At 72.2% G+C, this 17,088-nt stretch carries 17 protein-coding genes; 9 read left to right on the forward strand and 8 right to left on the reverse strand.

Annotated elements, in window-relative coordinates:
* Positions 1-25: 25 nt before the first annotated feature.
* The 6 genes from DSM104299_RS17520 to DSM104299_RS17545 all read left to right on the forward strand — a co-directional run bounded on the left by DSM104299_RS17520 (position 26) and on the right by DSM104299_RS17545 (position 5,157).
* Positions 26-802 (forward strand): ATP-binding cassette domain-containing protein, encoded by a 777-nt coding sequence (locus tag DSM104299_RS17520; protein ID WP_272472932.1) that lies wholly within the window; start codon positions 26-28, stop codon positions 800-802.
* On the forward strand, positions 799-2,046 hold the full coding sequence (locus DSM104299_RS17525) for a sugar ABC transporter permease (RefSeq protein WP_272472933.1): 1,248 nt from the start codon (positions 799-801) through the stop codon (positions 2,044-2,046). The genes DSM104299_RS17520 and DSM104299_RS17525 overlap by 4 nt, the downstream gene beginning before the upstream one ends.
* 107 nt (positions 2,047-2,153) lie before the next feature.
* Positions 2,154-2,933 carry a DeoR/GlpR family DNA-binding transcription regulator gene (locus DSM104299_RS17530; RefSeq protein ID WP_272472934.1) on the forward strand — a complete coding sequence of 260 codons (780 nt, stop codon included), beginning with the start codon at positions 2,154-2,156 and terminating at the stop codon, positions 2,931-2,933.
* Positions 2,930-4,114: an MFS transporter gene (locus DSM104299_RS17535; RefSeq protein ID WP_272472935.1), complete on the forward strand. Its 1,185-nt coding sequence runs from the start codon at positions 2,930-2,932 to the stop codon at positions 4,112-4,114. Before DSM104299_RS17530 ends, DSM104299_RS17535 begins: the two co-directional genes overlap by 4 nt.
* Positions 4,111-4,752, forward strand: coding sequence for an HAD-IA family hydrolase (locus DSM104299_RS17540; protein WP_272472936.1), 642 nt, complete (start codon positions 4,111-4,113; stop codon positions 4,750-4,752). The genes DSM104299_RS17535 and DSM104299_RS17540 overlap by 4 nt, the downstream gene beginning before the upstream one ends.
* A 45-nt stretch (positions 4,753-4,797) precedes the next feature.
* Positions 4,798-5,157, forward strand: a complete 360-nt coding sequence (locus DSM104299_RS17545) for a nuclear transport factor 2 family protein (protein WP_272472937.1) — start codon at positions 4,798-4,800, stop codon at positions 5,155-5,157.
* Between the two features lie 708 nt (positions 5,158-5,865).
* Here DSM104299_RS17545 and DSM104299_RS17550 read toward each other — a convergent pair.
* The 3 genes from DSM104299_RS17550 to rpsA form a co-directional block, all read right to left on the reverse strand.
* Positions 5,866-6,519 (reverse strand): lytic transglycosylase domain-containing protein, encoded by a 654-nt coding sequence (locus DSM104299_RS17550; protein WP_272472938.1) that lies wholly within the window; start codon positions 6,517-6,519, stop codon positions 5,866-5,868.
* Complete coding sequence (gene coaE, locus DSM104299_RS17555; RefSeq protein WP_272472939.1) at positions 6,516-7,109, reverse strand: dephospho-CoA kinase; 594 nt, start codon at positions 7,107-7,109, stop codon at positions 6,516-6,518. The genes DSM104299_RS17550 and coaE overlap by 4 nt, the downstream gene beginning before the upstream one ends.
* A gap of 87 nt (positions 7,110-7,196) precedes the next feature.
* On the reverse strand, positions 7,197-8,789 hold the full coding sequence (rpsA, locus tag DSM104299_RS17560) for a 30S ribosomal protein S1 (RefSeq protein ID WP_272472940.1): 1,593 nt from the start codon (positions 8,787-8,789) through the stop codon (positions 7,197-7,199).
* 93 nt (positions 8,790-8,882) lie between these two features.
* Here rpsA and DSM104299_RS17565 point away from each other — a divergent pair, with 93 nt between their 5' ends.
* A complete protein-coding gene (locus DSM104299_RS17565; RefSeq protein ID WP_272472941.1) occupies positions 8,883-10,055 on the forward strand; it encodes an NAD(P)/FAD-dependent oxidoreductase in 1,173 nt (390 codons plus the stop codon).
* A 13-nt stretch (positions 10,056-10,068) separates the two neighbouring features.
* Here the strand turns inward: DSM104299_RS17565 and DSM104299_RS17570 are convergent, their stop codons facing one another.
* The 3 genes from DSM104299_RS17570 to polA all read right to left on the reverse strand — a co-directional run bounded on the left by DSM104299_RS17570 (position 10,069) and on the right by polA (position 13,522).
* Positions 10,069-10,332, reverse strand: coding sequence for a hypothetical protein (locus DSM104299_RS17570; protein ID WP_272472942.1), 264 nt, complete (start codon positions 10,330-10,332; stop codon positions 10,069-10,071).
* A gap of 124 nt (positions 10,333-10,456) precedes the next feature.
* The gene (locus DSM104299_RS17575) at positions 10,457-10,903 is read right to left on the reverse strand and encodes a DMT family transporter (protein WP_272472943.1); all 447 of its coding nucleotides are present in this window, start codon (positions 10,901-10,903) and stop codon (positions 10,457-10,459) included.
* Positions 10,904-10,906: 3 nt separating this feature from the next.
* Positions 10,907-13,522, reverse strand: a complete 2,616-nt coding sequence (gene polA / locus DSM104299_RS17580) for a DNA polymerase I (protein ID WP_272472944.1) — start codon at positions 13,520-13,522, stop codon at positions 10,907-10,909.
* 107 nt (positions 13,523-13,629) lie between these two features.
* Here polA and DSM104299_RS17585 point away from each other — a divergent pair, with 107 nt between their 5' ends.
* Both DSM104299_RS17585 and DSM104299_RS17590 read left to right on the forward strand, forming a co-directional pair.
* Complete coding sequence (locus DSM104299_RS17585; protein ID WP_272472945.1) at positions 13,630-15,096, forward strand: NAD-dependent malic enzyme; 1,467 nt, start codon at positions 13,630-13,632, stop codon at positions 15,094-15,096.
* A 46-nt stretch (positions 15,097-15,142) separates the two neighbouring features.
* Positions 15,143-16,054: a TIGR01777 family oxidoreductase gene (locus tag DSM104299_RS17590; RefSeq protein WP_272472946.1), complete on the forward strand. Its 912-nt coding sequence runs from the start codon at positions 15,143-15,145 to the stop codon at positions 16,052-16,054.
* A 102-nt stretch (positions 16,055-16,156) separates the two neighbouring features.
* Here DSM104299_RS17590 and DSM104299_RS17595 read toward each other — a convergent pair whose 3' ends face one another.
* Both DSM104299_RS17595 and DSM104299_RS17600 read right to left on the reverse strand, forming a co-directional pair.
* Entirely contained in the window at positions 16,157-16,666 is a 510-nt protein-coding gene (locus DSM104299_RS17595) for a GNAT family N-acetyltransferase (protein ID WP_349294464.1), read from the reverse strand.
* A 175-nt stretch (positions 16,667-16,841) separates the two neighbouring features.
* Positions 16,842-17,087: a hypothetical protein gene (locus DSM104299_RS17600; protein ID WP_272472947.1), complete on the reverse strand. Its 246-nt coding sequence runs from the start codon at positions 17,085-17,087 to the stop codon at positions 16,842-16,844.
* Position 17,088: the final 1 nt, after the last annotated feature.

Consider the following 17,088-nt stretch of genomic DNA (forward strand, 5'->3'; position numbering starts at 1 on the left):
GACGTCCTGAAAGGGAGAGTCCGAGATGGCGGAGACCACGCCCCTGCTCGAGTTGCGGGGCATCACCAAGCGGTTCGGCGCGGTTCGCGCGCTGAACGGCGTGGACTTCCGGGTCATGCCCGGCGAGGTCGTTGGCCTCGTCGGTGACAATGGCGCGGGCAAGTCCACGCTCGTCAAGGTCATCTCGGGCATCCACCCGGGGGACGAGGGCGAATACCTGTGGGACGGGCAGAAGGTGTCCGTCAGCACCCCACCGGACGCCACGCACCTCGGGATCGCGACGGTGTACCAGGACCTCGCCTTGTGCGACAACCTGGACGTCGTCGAGAACCTGTTCCTCGGGCAGGAGGCCACCACGAGTGGCCTCCTGGACGAGGTCACCATGGAGAAGAAGGCCAACGACCTGCTCGCCGAGCTGTCGGTCACCACGATCCAGTCCGTGCGCGGCGAGGTCGGGGCGATGTCCGGAGGTCAGCGCCAGTCGGTCGCGATCGCGCGCTCGCTGCTGGGCGAGCCGAAGATGGTCATCCTGGACGAGCCGACCGCGGCGTTGGGCGTCCAGCAGACCGCGCAGGTCCTGGCGCTGATCAAGCGCCTGAAGGGCCGCGGCCTGGGCGTGATCGTCATCTCCCACAACCTTCGTGACGTCTTCGAGGTCGTCGACCGCATCTGGGTCATGCGCCTGGGTGCCAACGGCGGCGAGTTCGACGTCAACAACACCAACGAGCAGGAAGTCGTCGCCGCCATCACCGGGCTCACCGGCAACGGCCAGCGCAAGACGGAAGGAACGGTGACCCAGTGAGCACCACGGCCGAGCCCACCCCGCCGCCCGTCGAGCCGGACCCCACGGCGGCCGCGGCGCAGAAGGAGTCGCTGCCGACCAGCGGTCGCGACTTCCTGAACCGCATCCGCACCGGCGACCTCGGGTCCCTGCGCGTCCTGTTCCTGCTGGCGATCGTCTGGGTCATCTTCCAGTCGCAGGAATCGCGGTTCCTCAGCTCCACGAACATCGTCAACCTGTCGCTGCAGATCACCGCGGTCGCGCTGATCTCGGTCGGCGTCGTCCTGGTCCTGCTGCTGGGCGAGATCGACCTGTCGGTGGGCGCGGTCTCCGGCCTGTGCTCAGCGATCGTCGCGGTGCTGAGCGTCAAGCACGGCTGGGGCCCCGTTCCGGCGATCCTCGCCGGCCTCGCGGCCGGCGGGGCGATCGGCTGCTTCCAGGGCTTCATCTCCACGCGGTTCGGGATTCCGACCTTCGTCGTCACCCTGGCGGGCCTGCTCATCTGGCAGGGCGCCCAGCTCAAGGTGCTGGGCGACACCGGCACCGTGAACCTCAATCCGGGCCTGCTGACCGACCTGGCCGGCAAGTTCCTGTCCGACAGCGTCTCCTGGGTCGTGGCGATCGCCGGCGTCGCGTTCTTCGCGGCCGTCACGCTGTTCGGGTACCGGCGGCGCCTGGCCAGCGGGCTGAGCGCACCGCCCATGGTGCTCATCGTGATCCGGATCGCCGCGGTGGCGATCGCGGGGCTGCTGTTCACGTACGTCGCCAACAAGGACCGCGGCGTGCCGGTAGCAGTGCTGATCCTCCTGGCCTTCGTGGCCTCCTTCGACTTCATGACGCGGCGAACCCGGTTCGGACGCCACATCTACGCCGTCGGCGGCAACGCAGAGGCCGCCCGTCGTGCCGGCATCGCCGTCTTCCGCGTCCGCGTGATCGTGTTCACGCTGGCGTCGACGATGGCGGCGGTCGGCGGCATCATGGCCGCGTCCCGCCTGTTGGCGGTCAACCAGTCCTCCGGCGGCTCGGACCTGCTGCTGAACTCGATCGCGGGTCCGGTCATCGCGGGCACGTCGCTGTTCGGCGGCCGCGGCAACGTGTGGAGCGCTCTGCTCGGCGCGTTGGTGATCGGCTCGATCTCGAACGGGATGGACCTGCTGGCCTACACCTCGGCCACGAAGTTCATGGTCACGGGCGCCGTCCTCCTCGGCGCGGTCATCCTGGACTCGCTGGCCCGCATGGGTCGCGCGCAGTCCGGCCGCGTGTAGACGCACCGCGGTTCTCGTAGGGCCCTCGACGGGGCGGGCGGTCTTCGGACCGGCCGCCCCGTCTTGCGTTTGCGCGCCGTGCCGTTGGTGCGGTAACTTGCGGTCACATGCGTGATTCTGCGGTTTTGCTTCCGGATGCTCGGCGCGAGGCGATCCTCGGCGCCCTGGCCCGTGACGGCCGCGTCGTCGCGACGCAGCTGGCGGCGGCGCTGGGCGTGTCGGACGACACGGTGCGGCGCGATCTGGACGAGCTCGCGGCGTCCGGCCGGGTGCGGCGCGTCCGCGGCGGCGCGCTACCGGCCGCGGCGTCCACCCCGCCGCGCATGGCGGAGCGGATCGAGCACGCGACGCCGGCGAAGGCCGCGGTCGCGGCGCGGGCCGCGGCGCTGCTGGCCGACGAGGACGTCGTGTCGTTCGGCGGCGGGACCACGTGCCTGGCGGTCGCGCGGCTGCTGGCGACCGACGGGCGGTCGCGGCAGGTGCTGACCACGTCGCCCGACGTGGCGCTCGCGCTGGCCGACGCGCCCGGCGAGGTGCTGCTGGCCGGCGGGCGGCTGGAGCCGGACTCGCGGACGACCGTGGGCGCCGAGGCGATCGACGCGGTCCGGCGCGTGCGGCCAGGCGTCGCGGTGCTGGGCGCGTGCTCGCTGCACCCGGCGGTGGGACTGACGACGTACTGCGCCGGCGAGGCCGAGGTGCTGCGCGAGCAGGCGGCGTGCGCGGGACGGCTGATGGTGGCGACCGAGGGCGTGAAGCTCGGCTCGACCGCGGCGCACGTCGTGGCGGCGGCCGACGACGTCGCGCAGCTCGTGACCGACGCGGCGAGCGCGCCGGACGCCGAGCTGACCGCGCTGCGGGCGCTGGGCGTGGAGGTGGTGCTGGCGTGAGCGCCCTCACCCCGTCGCCGCGCGCGGCGGTCACGACGATCTTCCTCCTCAACGGCGCCCTGCTCGGCACGTGGGGCGCGCGCATCCCGGCGATCCAGGACGGGCTCGACACCGGGCCGGGTGGGATCGCGGTCGCGCTGGCGGCGCTGGCCGCGGGCGCCCTGATCGCGATGCCGACCGCAGGGCGGCTGGTGAGTGGGCACGGCAGCGCCACCGTCGTCCGCATCGCGGTGGCCGTTCTGGGCCTCGGGCTCGTGGCGCCGGCCGTCATGCCGTCGGTCGGGCTGCTGGCGGCGTCGACGTTCGTGCTGGGCCTGGCCAACGGGGCGCTCGACGTGTCGATGAACGTGCAGGGCGTCGAGGTCGAGCGCCGGGCCCGCCGGGCGATCTTCTCGTCGATGCACGCCGCGTTCAGCGCGGGCGGCCTGGTCGGCGCGGGGATCGCGGCGCTCGCGGCGGCGACCGACGTCGGCGCGACGGCGAACTTCCTGGTCGTCGGCCTGGCCGCCGCGGCGGTCGGCGAGTGGGTCTCGCGGTCGCTGGTGGCGGACTCGCAGCCCGCGCCGGAGGCCGCGCATGCGTCGCCGGCAGGTACGACGAGCGGGCGCTGGAAGCTGGGCGGGCTGGCGTTCTGCTGCCTCTTCGCCGAGGGCGCGGCGATGGACTGGAGCGCAGTGCACCTGCGCGCGATCGGGGCGGGCGCGGCGGTGGCGGCGCTGGCCTATGCCGCCTACTCGATCGCGATGGCCTCCGGCCGGCTGACCGGCGACCGCCTGAGCGAGCGGCTGGGGCCGGTGACGCTGGCGCGCCGCGGCGGGCTGCTGGCCGGCCTGGCGATGACGACCTCGCTCGTCGTCGGCGACCCGGCCGTGGGTCTGTTGGCCTACATCCTGCTCGGCGCCGGGCTGTCGGTCATCACGCCGATGGTCTTCCGCGCGGCGGCGACCGGCGGCGACGCCGGCCCCGCGCTGGCGGCCGTCACGACCACCGGGTACCTGGGGCTGCTGGCCGGGCCGCCGATCATCGGCGCGGTCGCGTCGGTGACGTCGGTGCCGACGTCGCTGGTGCTGGTGATCGTGGCGGCGGCCTGCGTCGTCGTCGGCGCGGGTGCGCTCGCGCCGCCGTCCGGCCGCGTCGCCGCCGCGCCGTTGTCCACCACGTCGACCCCCGAGGCCGCATGACATCGCTCTCCCCCGTCGCCGTCCTGTCCGATCTCGACGGCGTGCTCGTCGACTCCGGCGACTCCATCGAGGTGACCTGGAGCACCTGGGCGCGCGGGCACGGGATCGACCCGGAGGTGCTGCGCGGGCGGATCCACGGACGGCCGGCGGGTGCGGTGATCCGCGAGGTCGCGCCGCACCTGGACGCCGACGCCGAGGCGGCGGCCGTGTCGCAGATGGACATCGACGGGCCGCCGGCCAAGCTGCTGCCCGGCGCGATGGAGCTGCTGCGCGGCGGCGCCGGCGTGCCGGTCGCGGTCGTGACGTCGTGCCCGGACGCGCTGGCCCACGTCCGGCTGACGGCGGTCGACCTCCCGGTGCCGGAGGTGCTGGTGACGAGCGACCGCGTCTCGGTGGGCAAGCCGGATCCGGAGGGCTACCGGCTGGCGGCGTCGGAGCTGGGCGTCGACGTGGGCGGCTGCGTCGTCTTCGAGGACGCGCCGGCCGGCGTGGCCGCGGGCGTGGCGGCGGGCGCCGTGGTCGTGGGGATCCTGACGACGCACGCGGCCGACGAGCTGGTCGCCGCGGGCGCGATCGAGGTCGCCGCGACGGTGGCCGACGCGCTGGCGCTGTTCACCGCGGCCGATCGGGCCGAGTAGCGCTTTGCCTTGCACGCGGCGGCGCCCGCCGCGAACGTCCACGTGATGGACCAGCCCTTCTTCTCCGCCCTCCTCGCCGGCGACGCCACCGCGCTCGGCGCGCTGCTGACCGACGACTTCATCCTGGTCGACGTGATGGCCGGCGGCGTCATCGACCGGGCGTCGCTCCTCGACGTCGTCGGGAGCGGGCAGATGACGTTCGAGAGCATCGAAACGCCGACGCCCGCGTCGGCGCGCAGCTACGGCGACGCCACGATGGTCACCATCGGCGAGACGCGGATGAGCGGACGCTTCGGCGACGAGGCGTGGTCGGCCCACAGCCGGTACACGCACGTGTTCGTGCGGGCGGACGCCTCCTCGCCCTGGCTCCTCGCCTCGGCGCAGGGGACTCAGATCGCAGAGTGAGGCGCGGGTAGCGGCGCGGGTGGGCCGCCGGCGTCAGTGGCGCCCGGCGCGTTTCGTGTTGCGCGGGGCGTGGTGCGTCCGTCATCAAGGGCGTGTGAGTGTGGAGGCGGCGCTCCGTGTCGTCGGTGTGGTTCGTCCTCGTGGCAGCGCGGGGCGGGCGGTTCGGGGCCGAAGTGAGGGTGCGTCGGAGGTCTGTGTCGTCTGGTGGTCCGCATAGGGCCACCAGACGACACGGACCAGGATTCGGCGGCGATCCGGTGCGACCCTTCGGCCCCGAACCGCCCGCCCCGGAGCACGACCAGCGACGAGCCACGCCGACCCCGGTCGCGCCGCCCAACGCCTTCACGCCCTTGATGACGGACGCACCACGCCCCGCACCACCACCAACGCCCCGCACTGAAGACCAACCACGCCCGCGGCCAACGGCCAACGGCCAACGCCGAGGCACATCGACCGACCCCGGCGGAGACCTCAGCACGGCGGCGCCGCCAGCCCCGACCACGCACCGATGCCCGAGCACCGATGCCCGAGCGCCGGCACCCGCGACGACGCCAACCGCGGCCAGCCGCAAAGGCGACGCCTTCCGCGATCGAGGCGCGTCAACCGGCGGCCAGCGGAGACGCGAGGCGACGGGGCCGCCAGCCCGGACGACGCATCGGCCGCCGAGCGCCGGCACCCGCGCCAAGCCAGCCGCCGCTGCGGCGGCGCCTACAGCCCCAGCTCTGACCGGTAGTTCGTCCGGTACTGCTTCCGCGCGTCCATGACCTTGGTCACGTAGGAGCGGGTCTCGCCGAAGGGGATGGCGTTGATGTCCAAGGACTTGTCCTTGGAGCGGGCGGTGGAGATCCACTGGTCGACGTTGCCTTCGCCCGCGTTGTAGGCGGCGAGCACCAGTGGGACGTCGTCGCCGTAGCGCTGCATCAGGTACTTGAGGTAGTAGGCGCCGTAGGCGATGTTGACCTGCGGCGTGCCGAGGTCGGAGATGTGGAACTGCGTGCCGCCGGACTTGTGCGCGATGTACTGCGCGGTCGCGGGCGTCAGCTGCATCAGGCCCTTGGCGCCGGCGCTCGACGTGCGGCCGTCGATGAAGTGCGACTCCGCGTAGATCACGCCGGCGATCAGGGCGGGATCGAGGCCCTTGTCGTGCGCCTGCTGGCGGATGATGTCCTCGTGGCGCAGCGGGAGCGAGATCTCCGTGACCGTGTGGTGGACCACCGGCCGCAGCGCGACGACGGCGCACGCGGCCAGCACGCCCGCCGTCAGGATCGCCATGATGCGGCGCCGGCGGACCTGCGCGCGGCGCTGCGCGGCGACCCGTGCGGGCGCGCGGCGGCGCGATGCGGTGGCGGTTCGCGTGCTCATCGGGAGGCGGACAGCTTGCCAAGCACGGAGGACAGCGCCGACTCCAGGTCAGCCTCCGTACCGTCGTTCTGCACCACGAACGTCGCTCTTTGCGCCTTCTCGTCCTGCGTGAGCTGGCGTGCGGCGCGCTCGTCGACGGCCTCGTGCCCGCGGGCGGCAGCACGCGCGCGCCGCACATCCTCGTCCGCGACGACGGCGATCGTCGCGTCATACATCTCGTGCATCCCGGCCTCGAACAGCAGCGGCGTCTCCACCACTGCGGCCTTCGGCGCCGGGTCGGCGTCCTCCTGCCCGGTCCGGAACGCCCAGACGCGCGCGCCGACGAGTGGCCACAGCAGCCCCTCGAGCCACTCGCGCTCGCTCGGCTCCCCGAACACGCGCCGCGCGATCGCGCCGCGGTCGACCACGCCGTCGGCGTCGACGACGTCCGTGCCCCAGCGCTCGACGACCGCGTCGATCACCGCGTCGGACTCGTACAGCTCGTGAACGACCGCGTCGGTCGACAGCGTCGCCGCCCCCAGCCGCCCGAGAGCGGCCAGCGCCGTCGACTTCCCGGAGCCCAGCCCGCCGGTCAACCCGACGAAGGGCACACGGAAACGACCGACGGCCGCACCATCCTCGGTGCGGCCGTCGGTGAAATCGTCCTGTGACGAAGGTGCGGCCATGGGCCGCGGTCCCTACGCCTCCGGCTCGGCGTCGGCCGCGGGCTCCTCGCCCTCGGCGTCGGCGACCGGCTCGTCGGTGGCGGCCTCGGCGACCGGCGCCTCGTCGACCTCGGCCTCGGCCTCGGCCTCGGCGGCCTCGGTCTCGGCGACCGACTCGTCGGCGGCGGCCTCGGCGACCGGCGCCTCGTCGGCGTCGGCCTCGGTCGTGTCCGCAGCCTCGACCGGCAGCCCGGCCTCCTCGACGGCGGCCTCGGCCTCGACGTCGGCGACGTCAGCCTCGGCGTCCGCGACATCGGCCTCGATGGCCGTATCCGCCACGGCGGTCGCCGCGTCCGGATCGCCCTCGCCGGCGAAGACGTCCTCGCTCAGCCCCAGGTCGGCCACGTTGTCGAGGTCGCCGGCACCGGCGGCCGCGGCCGCGGCGGCGGCCTCGCCCGGAAGGGGCAGGCCGGCCTCACGTGCGCGGACCTCGCTCGGGAGGATCTGGCCCTCCACGCGCTTGATTGACAGCGACAGGCGGCGACGCTCGGAATCGATCTCGAGGATCTTGACGCGAACCACGTCGCCCGGCTGGACGACCTCACGCGGGTTCTCCACGTGATGCGCGGCCAGCTCGGAGATGTGGACCAGGCCCTCGACGCCGTCGAGGATCTCGACGAACGCGCCGAACGTGACGACCTTGGTGACCGTCCCCTCGAGCTCGTCACCCACGTTGTAGGTGTCGACGACCCGCTGCCACGGATCCTCCTGGGTCTGCTTGAGACCCAGCGAGATGCGCTGGCGGTCGCGATCGATGTCCAACACCTTGACCTGCACGGTGTCGCCGATGTTCAGGATCTCGCTCGGGTGGTTGACGTGCGACCACGAGAGCTCGGAGATGTGGATGAGACCGTCGATGCCGTTCAGATCCACGAACGCGCCGAAGTCGACGATGTTCGAGATGACGCCCTCGACGACGAGGCCGGGCTGCAGGCGGTCCAGGATCTCCTGGCGCTGCTCCTTGCGCTCCTCTTCCAGCACGGCCCGTCGCGACAGGACCACGTTGTTTCGCGACCGGTTGAGCTCTATAACCTTGCACTCGATCGGCTGGCCCATGTACTCGTCCAGGTTCGGAACCCGGCGGATGTCCACGAGCGAGGCGGGCAGGAAGCCGCGGACACCGAGGTCCACGATCAAGCCGCCCTTGACGACCTCGATGACCGTGCCGGTGACGGGCTGACCCGACTCGGCGGCGGCCTCGATGTTGCGCCAGGCCTTCTCGAAGCGCGCGCGCTTCTTGGAGACGATCAGGCGGCCGTCCTGATCCTCCTTGGTGAGGACGAGGGCGTCGACCTCTTCGCCGAGCTCCACCTCGTCATGCGGATCCACGTTCTTGCGGATCGAAAGCTCGTTGGAGGGGATGACCCCCTCGCTCTTGTAGCCGATGTCGACGAGGACCTCGTCGTTGTCGATGCGGACGACTCGGCCAGAGACGACGTCTCCCTCCTCGAAGGGGGAGAACGTTGCGTCGTAGTTCGGGACGATGTGACCGTCGATCTCGAGCAGCAGGCCGTCGCTGCCCTCGACGATCTTCGCCTCGGGAGTTGGTGTAATGGTCTGGGTCATGTGCGACCAGAGAGGGTAGCGCGAAACGGCACTTGGCAGGCCGGCGGGGCGAGCGGGCACGTTCCGTGAACCACGGCTACGATCGGGCATCGCATGCCGGTTCGCGCGACGAAGAGAGGGGCCGAGCGCACCCCGCTCGCCGGAGACTACGACGTGGTGATCTGCGGGGCCTCGTTCGCGGGCCTCGCGGTGGCGCGCGAGCTGGCCGGAAGCGGCGCTTCCGTGCTCGTCGTCGACCGCTACGAGATCGGGGAGCGGCAGACCTCCGCGTGCGCCGCCCCGACCGAGTGGCTCGACAACCTCGGCCTGGGGGCGTCGATCCGCCAGACGTTCCGGGACCTGGTGATCCACCGGCCCGCCAAGACCTACCGCTGGACGCTGCCCTGGACGTTCTCCACGTTCGACTACCGCCAGCTGTGCGAGCTGCTCGCCGCCCAGGGCGACTTCACCTTCGACACGGCCAAGGTCGACGGGATCACCCGCGGCACGGTCCACACGGTCCACACCGACCGCGGCGACCTGCGCGCCCCGCTCGTCGTCGACGCGCTGGGCTGGCGGCGCGTGCTGAGCGAGAAGTCCAACGCGATCCAGCCGCCCGACGCGCGCCTGTCGCGCGGACTCGAGGTCCATCCGCCGGCGACCGGCGACGACCTCGAGCTGTGGCTCGACCCCAAGTACATCGTCCCCGGCTACTCGTGGGCGTTCCCGGCCGGCGACGAGGTGCGGACCGGCGTCGGCTCCTTCGACCCGCACATCAAGGTCAAGGACCCGACCGTGCGGCTGGCCGACGACCTCGGCATCGGGACCGAGGGCGGCTACCAGGGCAACTGGATTCCGCACCGCCTGCGCCCCGCGACCGGCGACGGCGTCTTCTTCGTGGGCGACAGCGCCGGCCACTGCCTGCCGACGACGGCCGAGGGCATCCGCACCGCGCTCTACTTCGGCCTCGCGGCCGGCCGCGAGCTGCGCACCGTGGTCGAAGGGCGCCAGACGCGCGAGCAGGCGCTGTCGCGCTACGCCTCGTTCAGCGCCGACCACAAGTGGGCGTTCGACTGGCTGTGGCGCGTGCAGACGGTCTTCAGCGGCATGAACAAGTACCCCGCGATGGACACGGCGCTGGAGCTGACCAGCGGCCCGCGCGCGGTGAAGTGGATGTTCCGCCACTACCTCAACATCGCGCCGCCGTCGTTCGCCCTGGCGGGCGCGCGGCCGTGGCAGGTCGAGCCCTGGCGCGAGCCGGGGACCGCGCTGCCGGAAGCGGCCTAGCCCGGCGCGGCGCCTAGAAGCCGCGCCGCTCGCGGGCGTGCACCAGCCGCGGGTCCTTGTCGTGCTCCCGTCTGCGGTGGCTGGTCGACCAGGCGCGCAGGCAGAACAGGCCGACCAGGATCGCGACGGCGATCGTCACGCCGAGCACGTCGCCGGGCGAGAACGCGCCGAGGGCGGCGAAGAAGACGTACGCGGCGATGACGCCGATCCCCAGCGCCCAGAACGCGTCGACGGCGGTGCGCGTGGCGCCGGGGTGGTCGCGGAGCGGATGCGGCATGTGCACGGCAGCCATGTGGGACCTCCAGATGACGACGAGGTGCGGGGTGTTCGTGCGGATCGTAACGAGCCCACCCGTGGCCGCGCAACCCGAACGTCGGCGCCGCGCTGCGCGGCGCCGCGCCCTAGCGCCGCACGACCAGCAGCACGCCGAGCGCCAGCAGCACGATCCCGGCCACGCGGACCGCGTCGATCGGCTGCTTGTCGACGCCGAACCAGCCGAACTGGTCGATCAGCACCGCGACGCTGAGCTCGCCGGCGATCGTCGCGGCGATCACGCCGCCGGTCCCGAGCGAGCGGACCGACAGCAGCGCCGCGGTCACGTAGCCCGCGCCGAGAACGCCGCCGGTGAGGTAGACCCACGACGTGACCCCGCCGCCGTCGCCGATCCGCCCGAGGCCGCCGCGCGCGAACACCGCGGCGACGAACAGCACGGCGGTGCCGATCAGGAACGACACGAACGCGCCCTGCAGCGCGCCGACGTGCTTGCCCAGCCCGGAGTTGATCGGCGACTGCAGCGCGATGAACCCGCCGGCGACCACCATCAGGATCGCCGCGAACCCGCGGTCCATGCGCTACTTGGCCTCGAGCCAGGTGATCCCGACGCCGGCGTCGACGGCCAGCGGCGGCGTGCGGTCGCCCCACGGCGCGACCATCTCACGCTCCGCGAGCTCCTTGACCTGCTCGGCCTCCTCCGGCGGGCCCTCGAACAGCAGCTCGTCGTGGATCGTCAGGATCATCCGCGTCGTCAGGCCGGAGGCGACCAGCGCGCGGTGCACGCCGATCATCGCGAGCTTCATCACGTCGGCCGCCGTGCCCTGGATGACCGTGTTGACCGCGAGGCGCTCGCCGAGCGTGCGCACCTGGTAGTTGCGGGCCCGCAGCTCCGGGATCTGGCGGCGGCGGCCGTAGAGCGTGGTGACGTGGCCGCGCTCCTTGGCCTCCTCGATCGTCGTCGCCATGAACGCGGCGACGCGCGCGAAGCGCTCGAGGTAGGTGTCGATGAAGGCCTTGGCCTCCTCGCGCGGGATGTTGAGCCGGTCGGCGAGCCCGTAGTCGCTCAACCCGTACACGATCCCGTAGTTGATCATCTTGGCCTTGGAGCGGTCCATCGGCGTGAGCTCCTCGGCCGGCCGGCCGAAGACCGTCGAGGCGGTCGCGGTGTGCACGTCCTCGCCGCGGACGAAGATCTCCTTCAGCACCGGCTCGTCGGCGATGAACGCCATCACGCGCAGCTCGACCTGCGAGTAGTCGGCGCTGATCAGCACGTTGCCGGGCGCCGCCTCGAAGCAGCCGCGGATCTCGCGGCCCAGCTCGGTGCGGACCGGCACGTTCTGGAGGTTCGGGTTCGTCGACGCCAGCCGTCCGGTCGTCGCCGCGGCCTGCACGAAGGTGGTGTGGATGCGCGACTCCGCGTCGGCCACCTGCGGCAGCACGTCGAGGTAGGTCTTCATCAGCTGGTTGAGCTCGCGCCAGCGCTCGACCTTGGGGATGATCGGGTGCTCGTCGCGGATCGCCTGCAGCACCCGCGCATCGGTCGAGAAGCCGGTCTTGCCGCGGCGCTTGCGCGACAGCCCCAGCTTGTCGAACAGGATGGCGCCGAGCTGCTGCGGCGAGCCGATCGTGAACTGGTCGTCGGCCAGCGCGTAGATGTCGCGCTCCAGGTCGGCGATCTCGTCCTGGACGCGGACCCGGATCTGCGCCAGGCGCTCCTTGTTGAGGCGGACGCCCGCGACCTCCATGTCGCGCAGGACGGCGACGAGCGGCAGCTCGACCTCGTCCATCAGGCCGGTCAGCCCGCGGTCGTCGAGCTGCTCGCGCTGCCAGTGCGCCAGCGCCTGGGCCAGCGCCGCGTCGGCGGCCAGCGGCTCGGTCGTCTCCACCTTCAGGCCCCGCTCCTCGCAGATCTCGGCGAACGGGAAGCCGCGGCGGGCGGGCTCCAGCAGGTAGGCGGCGAGCAGCGTGTCGTGCGTGAGGTTGGTCGGGACGACGCCCCACGCCTTCGCGTCGTGCGCGACGACGGGCCGGTCGCCGAGCTCGCCGATCAGCAGGGCCGGGTCGTCGACGGCGCCGACGACCGCCTCCTCCCCCACGACCGCGCCGAACTTCCAGACCGGCTCCTCAGCCAGCAGCTGGCCCTCGGGCACCTCGGGCGCGACGAAGGCGATCGTGATCTCGGCGTCGGCCGGCCCGAGCGCCCGGACGTCGCCGACGCCGCCCTCGCGCACCCGGACGCGCACGTTCTCGGGCTCGGCGGGCATCGCGGCGGGAACGCCGGCCTGGTCGTCGGCGGCCAGCGCGTCCTCGAGGCGCGCCAGCGGCGCGCGCAGCTCGAACTGGCGGAAGACGTCACGGAGCTTGGAGCGGTCCGGCTCGCGCGCGGCCTCGTGCGCGGGATCGATGTCGACGGGGATGTCGCGCATGATCGTCGCGAGCTGCTTGGACAGGCGCGCGTCGTCGGCGTGGTTGGTCAGGTTCTCCTTGCGCTTGGCGCCGGAGATCTTGTCCACCGAGCCGAGGACCGTCTCCAGGTCGCCGAACTCCTGCAGCAGCGACGCCGCGGTCTTGTCGCCGATGCCGGGGACGCCGGGGATGTTGTCCGACGTGTCGCCCTTGAGGCCGTAGAAGTCCGGGATCGCCTCGGGCGGCAGGCCGTAGCGGTCGATGACCGCCTGGTAGTCATACAACTTGGTGTCGGTGATCCCGCGCCCGGTCGCCATGACGCGCACGCGCGAGTCCGGGTCGATCAGCTGGAAGATGTCGCGGTCGCCGGTGACGATCACGACCGGGACGTCCTGGGCCCGCGCCTTCTCGGCGATCGAGGCGATGACGTCGTCGGCCTCGTAGCCCTCGACCTGCACGTTCTTGTAGCCGAACGCGTCGACCAGCGGGGCGAGGTGCGGCCACTGCTCGCGCAGGAGGTCGGGGCGCGACTGGCGCGTGGCCTTGTAGTCGGTCGAGATCTCCTTGCGTCCGGAGTGCCCCGCGTCCCAGACGACGATCGTCGGCTTCTGCCCGTGCTCGGTCAGCAGCTTGACCAGCATCGAGGCGAACCCGAAGATCGCGTTGGTCGGCACGCCCGTCGACGTCGCGATCGACTCGGGCAGCGCGAAGAACGCCCGGTAGGCCAGCGAGCTTCCGTCGATGAGGTAGAGCTCGTCCTGGCTGCTGGCTGACCCGTTCTCCGACATCGTGAGGACCCTAGCGAGGGCGCGCGGGCCCGGGCCGCCGCACTGCCATACAAGTACGCAGTTACGGCGCTTCGTCGATGCGCGTCGAACCCCTAGAGTCCGGGCGGATGTCCCCTACGCCCAGCGCCCAGTACAGCCTCACGATCCGTGTGGAGATCGCCGACCGGCCCGGGATGCTCGGCCTCGTAGCGAGCGCCATCGGGCAGGCCGGCGCGTCGATCGGGTCGATCGACCTGGTCGAGGTCAAGGAGGACGTCCTGCTGCGCGACATCACGGTCGACGCAACCGGCGCCGAGCACTGGGACCAGATCGTCGAAGCGCTCGCCGCGCTGGACGGCGTGAGCGTCGTCGACACGACCGACCGCACGTTCCTGTTGCACATCGGCGGCAAGATCGAGCAGCACAACAAGTCGCCGCTGAAGACGCGCGCGGACCTGTCGATGGCCTACACGCCGGGCGTCGCGCGCGTGTGCGAGGCGATCCACGCGGATCCCGACAAGGCGTTCCAGTACACGATCAAGCGCAACACGGTGGCCGTCGTCTCCGACGGCACCGCGGTGTTGGGGTTGGGTGACATCGGGCCGCGCGCGGCGATGCCGGTGATGGAGGGCAAGGCCATGCTCTTCAAGGAGTTCGCCAACGTCGACGCGTTCCCGATCTGCCTCGACACCAAGGACCCCGAGGAGATCATCGCCGCGGTCAAGAACATCGCGCCGACGTTCGGCGGGATCAACCTGGAGGACATCTCGGCGCCGCGCTGCTTCGAGATCGAGGACCGGCTGAAGGCCGAGCTCGACATCCCCGTCTTCCACGACGACCAGCACGGCACCGCGATCGTCACGCTCGCCGCGCTGATCAACGCCTGCAAGCTGACCGGCAAGGAGCTCGGCGACCTGCGCGTGCTGATCATCGGCCTCGGCGCCGCCGGCGTCGCGGTCACCAAGATCCTGATGGAGGCCGGCGTCCGCCACATCATCGGCGCCGACTCGCGCGGCGTGCTGTCGACCGACCGCGGCGACTACCAGGACGGCTCGATGCCGCCGATCAAGCGGTGGTACGCGGAGGCCACGAACCCGGACCGCCTGGGCGGCACGCCCGCCAGCGTGATCGACGGCATGGACCTGATGATCGGGCTGAGCGGCGCGCGGGTCTTCCCCGCCGACGCGCTCGCGCGGATGAACCGGGACGCGATGGTCTTCGCGATGGCCAACCCCACGCCCGAGGTCTCCCCCGAGGAGGCCGCGCCCTACGCGCGCATCGTCGCCACCGGTCGCAGCGACTACCCCAACCAGATCAACAACGTCCTCGCGTTCCCCGGGATCTTCCGCGGCGCGCTGGACGTCCGCGCGCCGCAGATCACCGAGGCGATGAAGATGGCGGCCGCGACCGCGATCGCCGAGATCGTCCCGGAGTCCGAGCTGCGCGAGGACTACATCATCCCCTCGGTGTTCAACCGCGACGTCGCACCTGCCGTGGCCGACGCCGTCGCCGCCGAAGCGCGCCGCGCCGGCGACGACAGGGCCGGCGACACGATCGGCTTTGCGGCGTTGGACATCGAGCAGCTGCGGAGCTGAGTCCGCAGTTGATCGCCGCGGCCGGGCTCGGCCGTACCGTAGGGCGATGGCGATGAACATCACGCTCACGGGCGCGACCGGCCTGATCGGGACCAAGCTCGTCCGCGCGCTGCGCGATCGGGGCGACGGCGTGACCGTGCTGTCGCGCTCACCAGAGAAGGCGGGCGCGGCGCTCGGCGTCGAGGCCGTGGCCTGGGATCCGCTCGCGGGACCGGCACCGGCCGCGGCGCTGCAGCACCGCGACGCGGTCGTCCACCTCGCGGGCGAGCCCGTCGCCCAGCGCTGGAACGACGACGTCAAGCGCCGCATCCAGGAGAGCCGCTGCACCGGCACGCGCAACCTCGTCCAGGGGCTGCGCGACGCCGGCGACGTGCGCCCGCGGACGCTGGTCTCGTCATCGGCGGCCGGCTACTACGGCAAGCACGGCGACGAGCCGGTGCCCGAGTCCACGCCGGCCGGCGACGACTTCCTGGCCGGCGTCTGCGTCGCCTGGGAGCAGGAGGCCGACGCCGCGACCGAGGTCGGCGTCCGCGTCGTCAAGATCCGCACCGGCGTCGTGCTCGACAAGTCCGGCGGCGCGCTGAAGACCATGCTGCCGGCGTTCAAGCTCGGCGTGGGCGGCCCCGTCGCCGGCGGCGACCAGTACCTGCCGTGGATCCACGGCGACGACCTCGTCGAGCTCTACCTCCACGCGCTCGACGACGCATCCTGGTCCGGCGCCTACAACGGCTCGGCGCCCGAGCCCGTCACCAACAAGGCGTTCAGCAAGGCGCTGGGCCGCGCGCTGCACCGCCCGGCGCTCGCCCCCGTCCCCGGCCTCGCCATAAAGCTGCTCTACGGCGACATGGCCGAGATCGTCACCGAAGGCCAGCGCGCCGTCCCGGAGCGCGCGCTCGCCGGCGGGTTCACCTACAAGTACGACGACCTCGACGCCGCGCTGGCCGACGCGCTCAAGTAGCGCGCTCCGCGCTCACGGGCGAAGCCTGGATCTGTGTCGTCTGGTGTCCCTATGTGGGACACCACACGACACAGACCTCGGCGCGCGCCGCCGATCGCTCGCTCAAGCAGCCCGCACCATCCGCAGCAGCTCGCCCGCATCGTCGCCATCGAGCGAGAACCCGCACTTCTCGTAGGCGCGCCGCGCGCGCCCGTTGGCGGCGTAGACCGCGAGCACCAGCGTTGCGACGCCGCGCGAGCGCGTCCATGCCGCGCACGCGTCGCAGAGCAGCTCGGCGGCGCCGCCACCCCGGACCGCGGGCGCGACCCACATCGACAGCAGCTCGGCCTCGCCCGGGCGCTCGGGCACGATCCGCGCCATCGCGAGCCCGACCCAGTCGCCGTCCTGACCGGCGGCCGCGTCGACGAGCACGAACGTCCGCTGCTCCTCCCCCACCTCCGACGCACGCGCCCACTCAGCCCAGAACGACGGCGCCCGCGCCAGATCCCGCTCGAGCGTCGAGCCAAACCCCTCCGGATCCCCTGACAGCGCGGACAGCCGCAACGCACGCAGACGCGCGGCATCAACCCCTATGACTTGCTCGACCTGCAGCACAACGGGACCACCGGCCACGTCGGCAGTGTCGCAGGACGGCGCCGGCGGTGACCGGTGAACGGTGGCGACGCCAGGATCGACGACGCGTCGGTACCGACGACGATCGCGCGACCAGAGGCCGCGGCCGCGGCCGAAGGTGGCCGCGCTGCCGAGGCCGTCCGCGGCTGCGAGTGCCGAGAGGCGACGCCCGCCGCTAAGCGTCCGGCGCGTTCGCCGCTTCGCGGCGGCGCTTCTGCACCCACGGCGAGTCGGGCTTCGGCGGCACGATCAACCAGATGATCACGCCGACGACGCTGAGGAGCAGGCCGCAGCCCAGGCCCCACTTCTCGCCGTAGCCCTTGCGGTTGGACAGCTCGCTCGCGGCCCAGGCGGAGGCCAGCCACAGGTACAGCAGCCAGAACGCCTTGGAGCCGATCGCAGCGACGATCATTGCGGTCATC

It is taken from the genome of Baekduia alba (assembly GCF_028416635.1).
Taxonomy (GTDB): Bacteria; Actinomycetota; Thermoleophilia; order Solirubrobacterales; family Solirubrobacteraceae; genus Baekduia; species Baekduia alba.

What these genes read in the sequence shown, in the direction of transcription:
- DSM104299_RS17520 (WP_272472932.1), top strand. Translation starts at nt 26, where the DNA reads ATGGCGGAGACCACGCCCCTGCTCGAGTTGCGGGGCATCACCAAGCGG.
- DSM104299_RS17530 (WP_272472934.1), top strand. Translation starts at nt 2,154, where the DNA reads ATGCGTGATTCTGCGGTTTTGCTTCCGGATGCTCGGCGCGAGGCGATC.
- DSM104299_RS17540 (WP_272472936.1), top strand. Translation starts at nt 4,111, where the DNA reads ATGACATCGCTCTCCCCCGTCGCCGTCCTGTCCGATCTCGACGGCGTG.
- DSM104299_RS17545 (WP_272472937.1), top strand. Translation starts at nt 4,798, where the DNA reads ATGGACCAGCCCTTCTTCTCCGCCCTCCTCGCCGGCGACGCCACCGCG.
- DSM104299_RS17550 (WP_272472938.1), bottom strand. Translation starts at nt 6,519, where the DNA reads ATGAGCACGCGAACCGCCACCGCATCGCGCCGCCGCGCGCCCGCACGG.
- rpsA (WP_272472940.1), bottom strand. Translation starts at nt 8,789, where the DNA reads ATGACCCAGACCATTACACCAACTCCCGAGGCGAAGATCGTCGAGGGC.
- DSM104299_RS17565 (WP_272472941.1), top strand. Translation starts at nt 8,883, where the DNA reads ATGCCGGTTCGCGCGACGAAGAGAGGGGCCGAGCGCACCCCGCTCGCC.
- DSM104299_RS17570 (WP_272472942.1), bottom strand. Translation starts at nt 10,332, where the DNA reads ATGCCGCATCCGCTCCGCGACCACCCCGGCGCCACGCGCACCGCCGTC.
- DSM104299_RS17575 (WP_272472943.1), bottom strand. Translation starts at nt 10,903, where the DNA reads ATGGACCGCGGGTTCGCGGCGATCCTGATGGTGGTCGCCGGCGGGTTC.
- polA (WP_272472944.1), bottom strand. Translation starts at nt 13,522, where the DNA reads ATGTCGGAGAACGGGTCAGCCAGCAGCCAGGACGAGCTCTACCTCATC.
- DSM104299_RS17585 (WP_272472945.1), top strand. Translation starts at nt 13,630, where the DNA reads ATGTCCCCTACGCCCAGCGCCCAGTACAGCCTCACGATCCGTGTGGAG.
- DSM104299_RS17590 (WP_272472946.1), top strand. Translation starts at nt 15,143, where the DNA reads ATGGCGATGAACATCACGCTCACGGGCGCGACCGGCCTGATCGGGACC.
- DSM104299_RS17600 (WP_272472947.1), bottom strand. Translation starts at nt 17,087, where the DNA reads ATGACCGCAATGATCGTCGCTGCGATCGGCTCCAAGGCGTTCTGGCTG.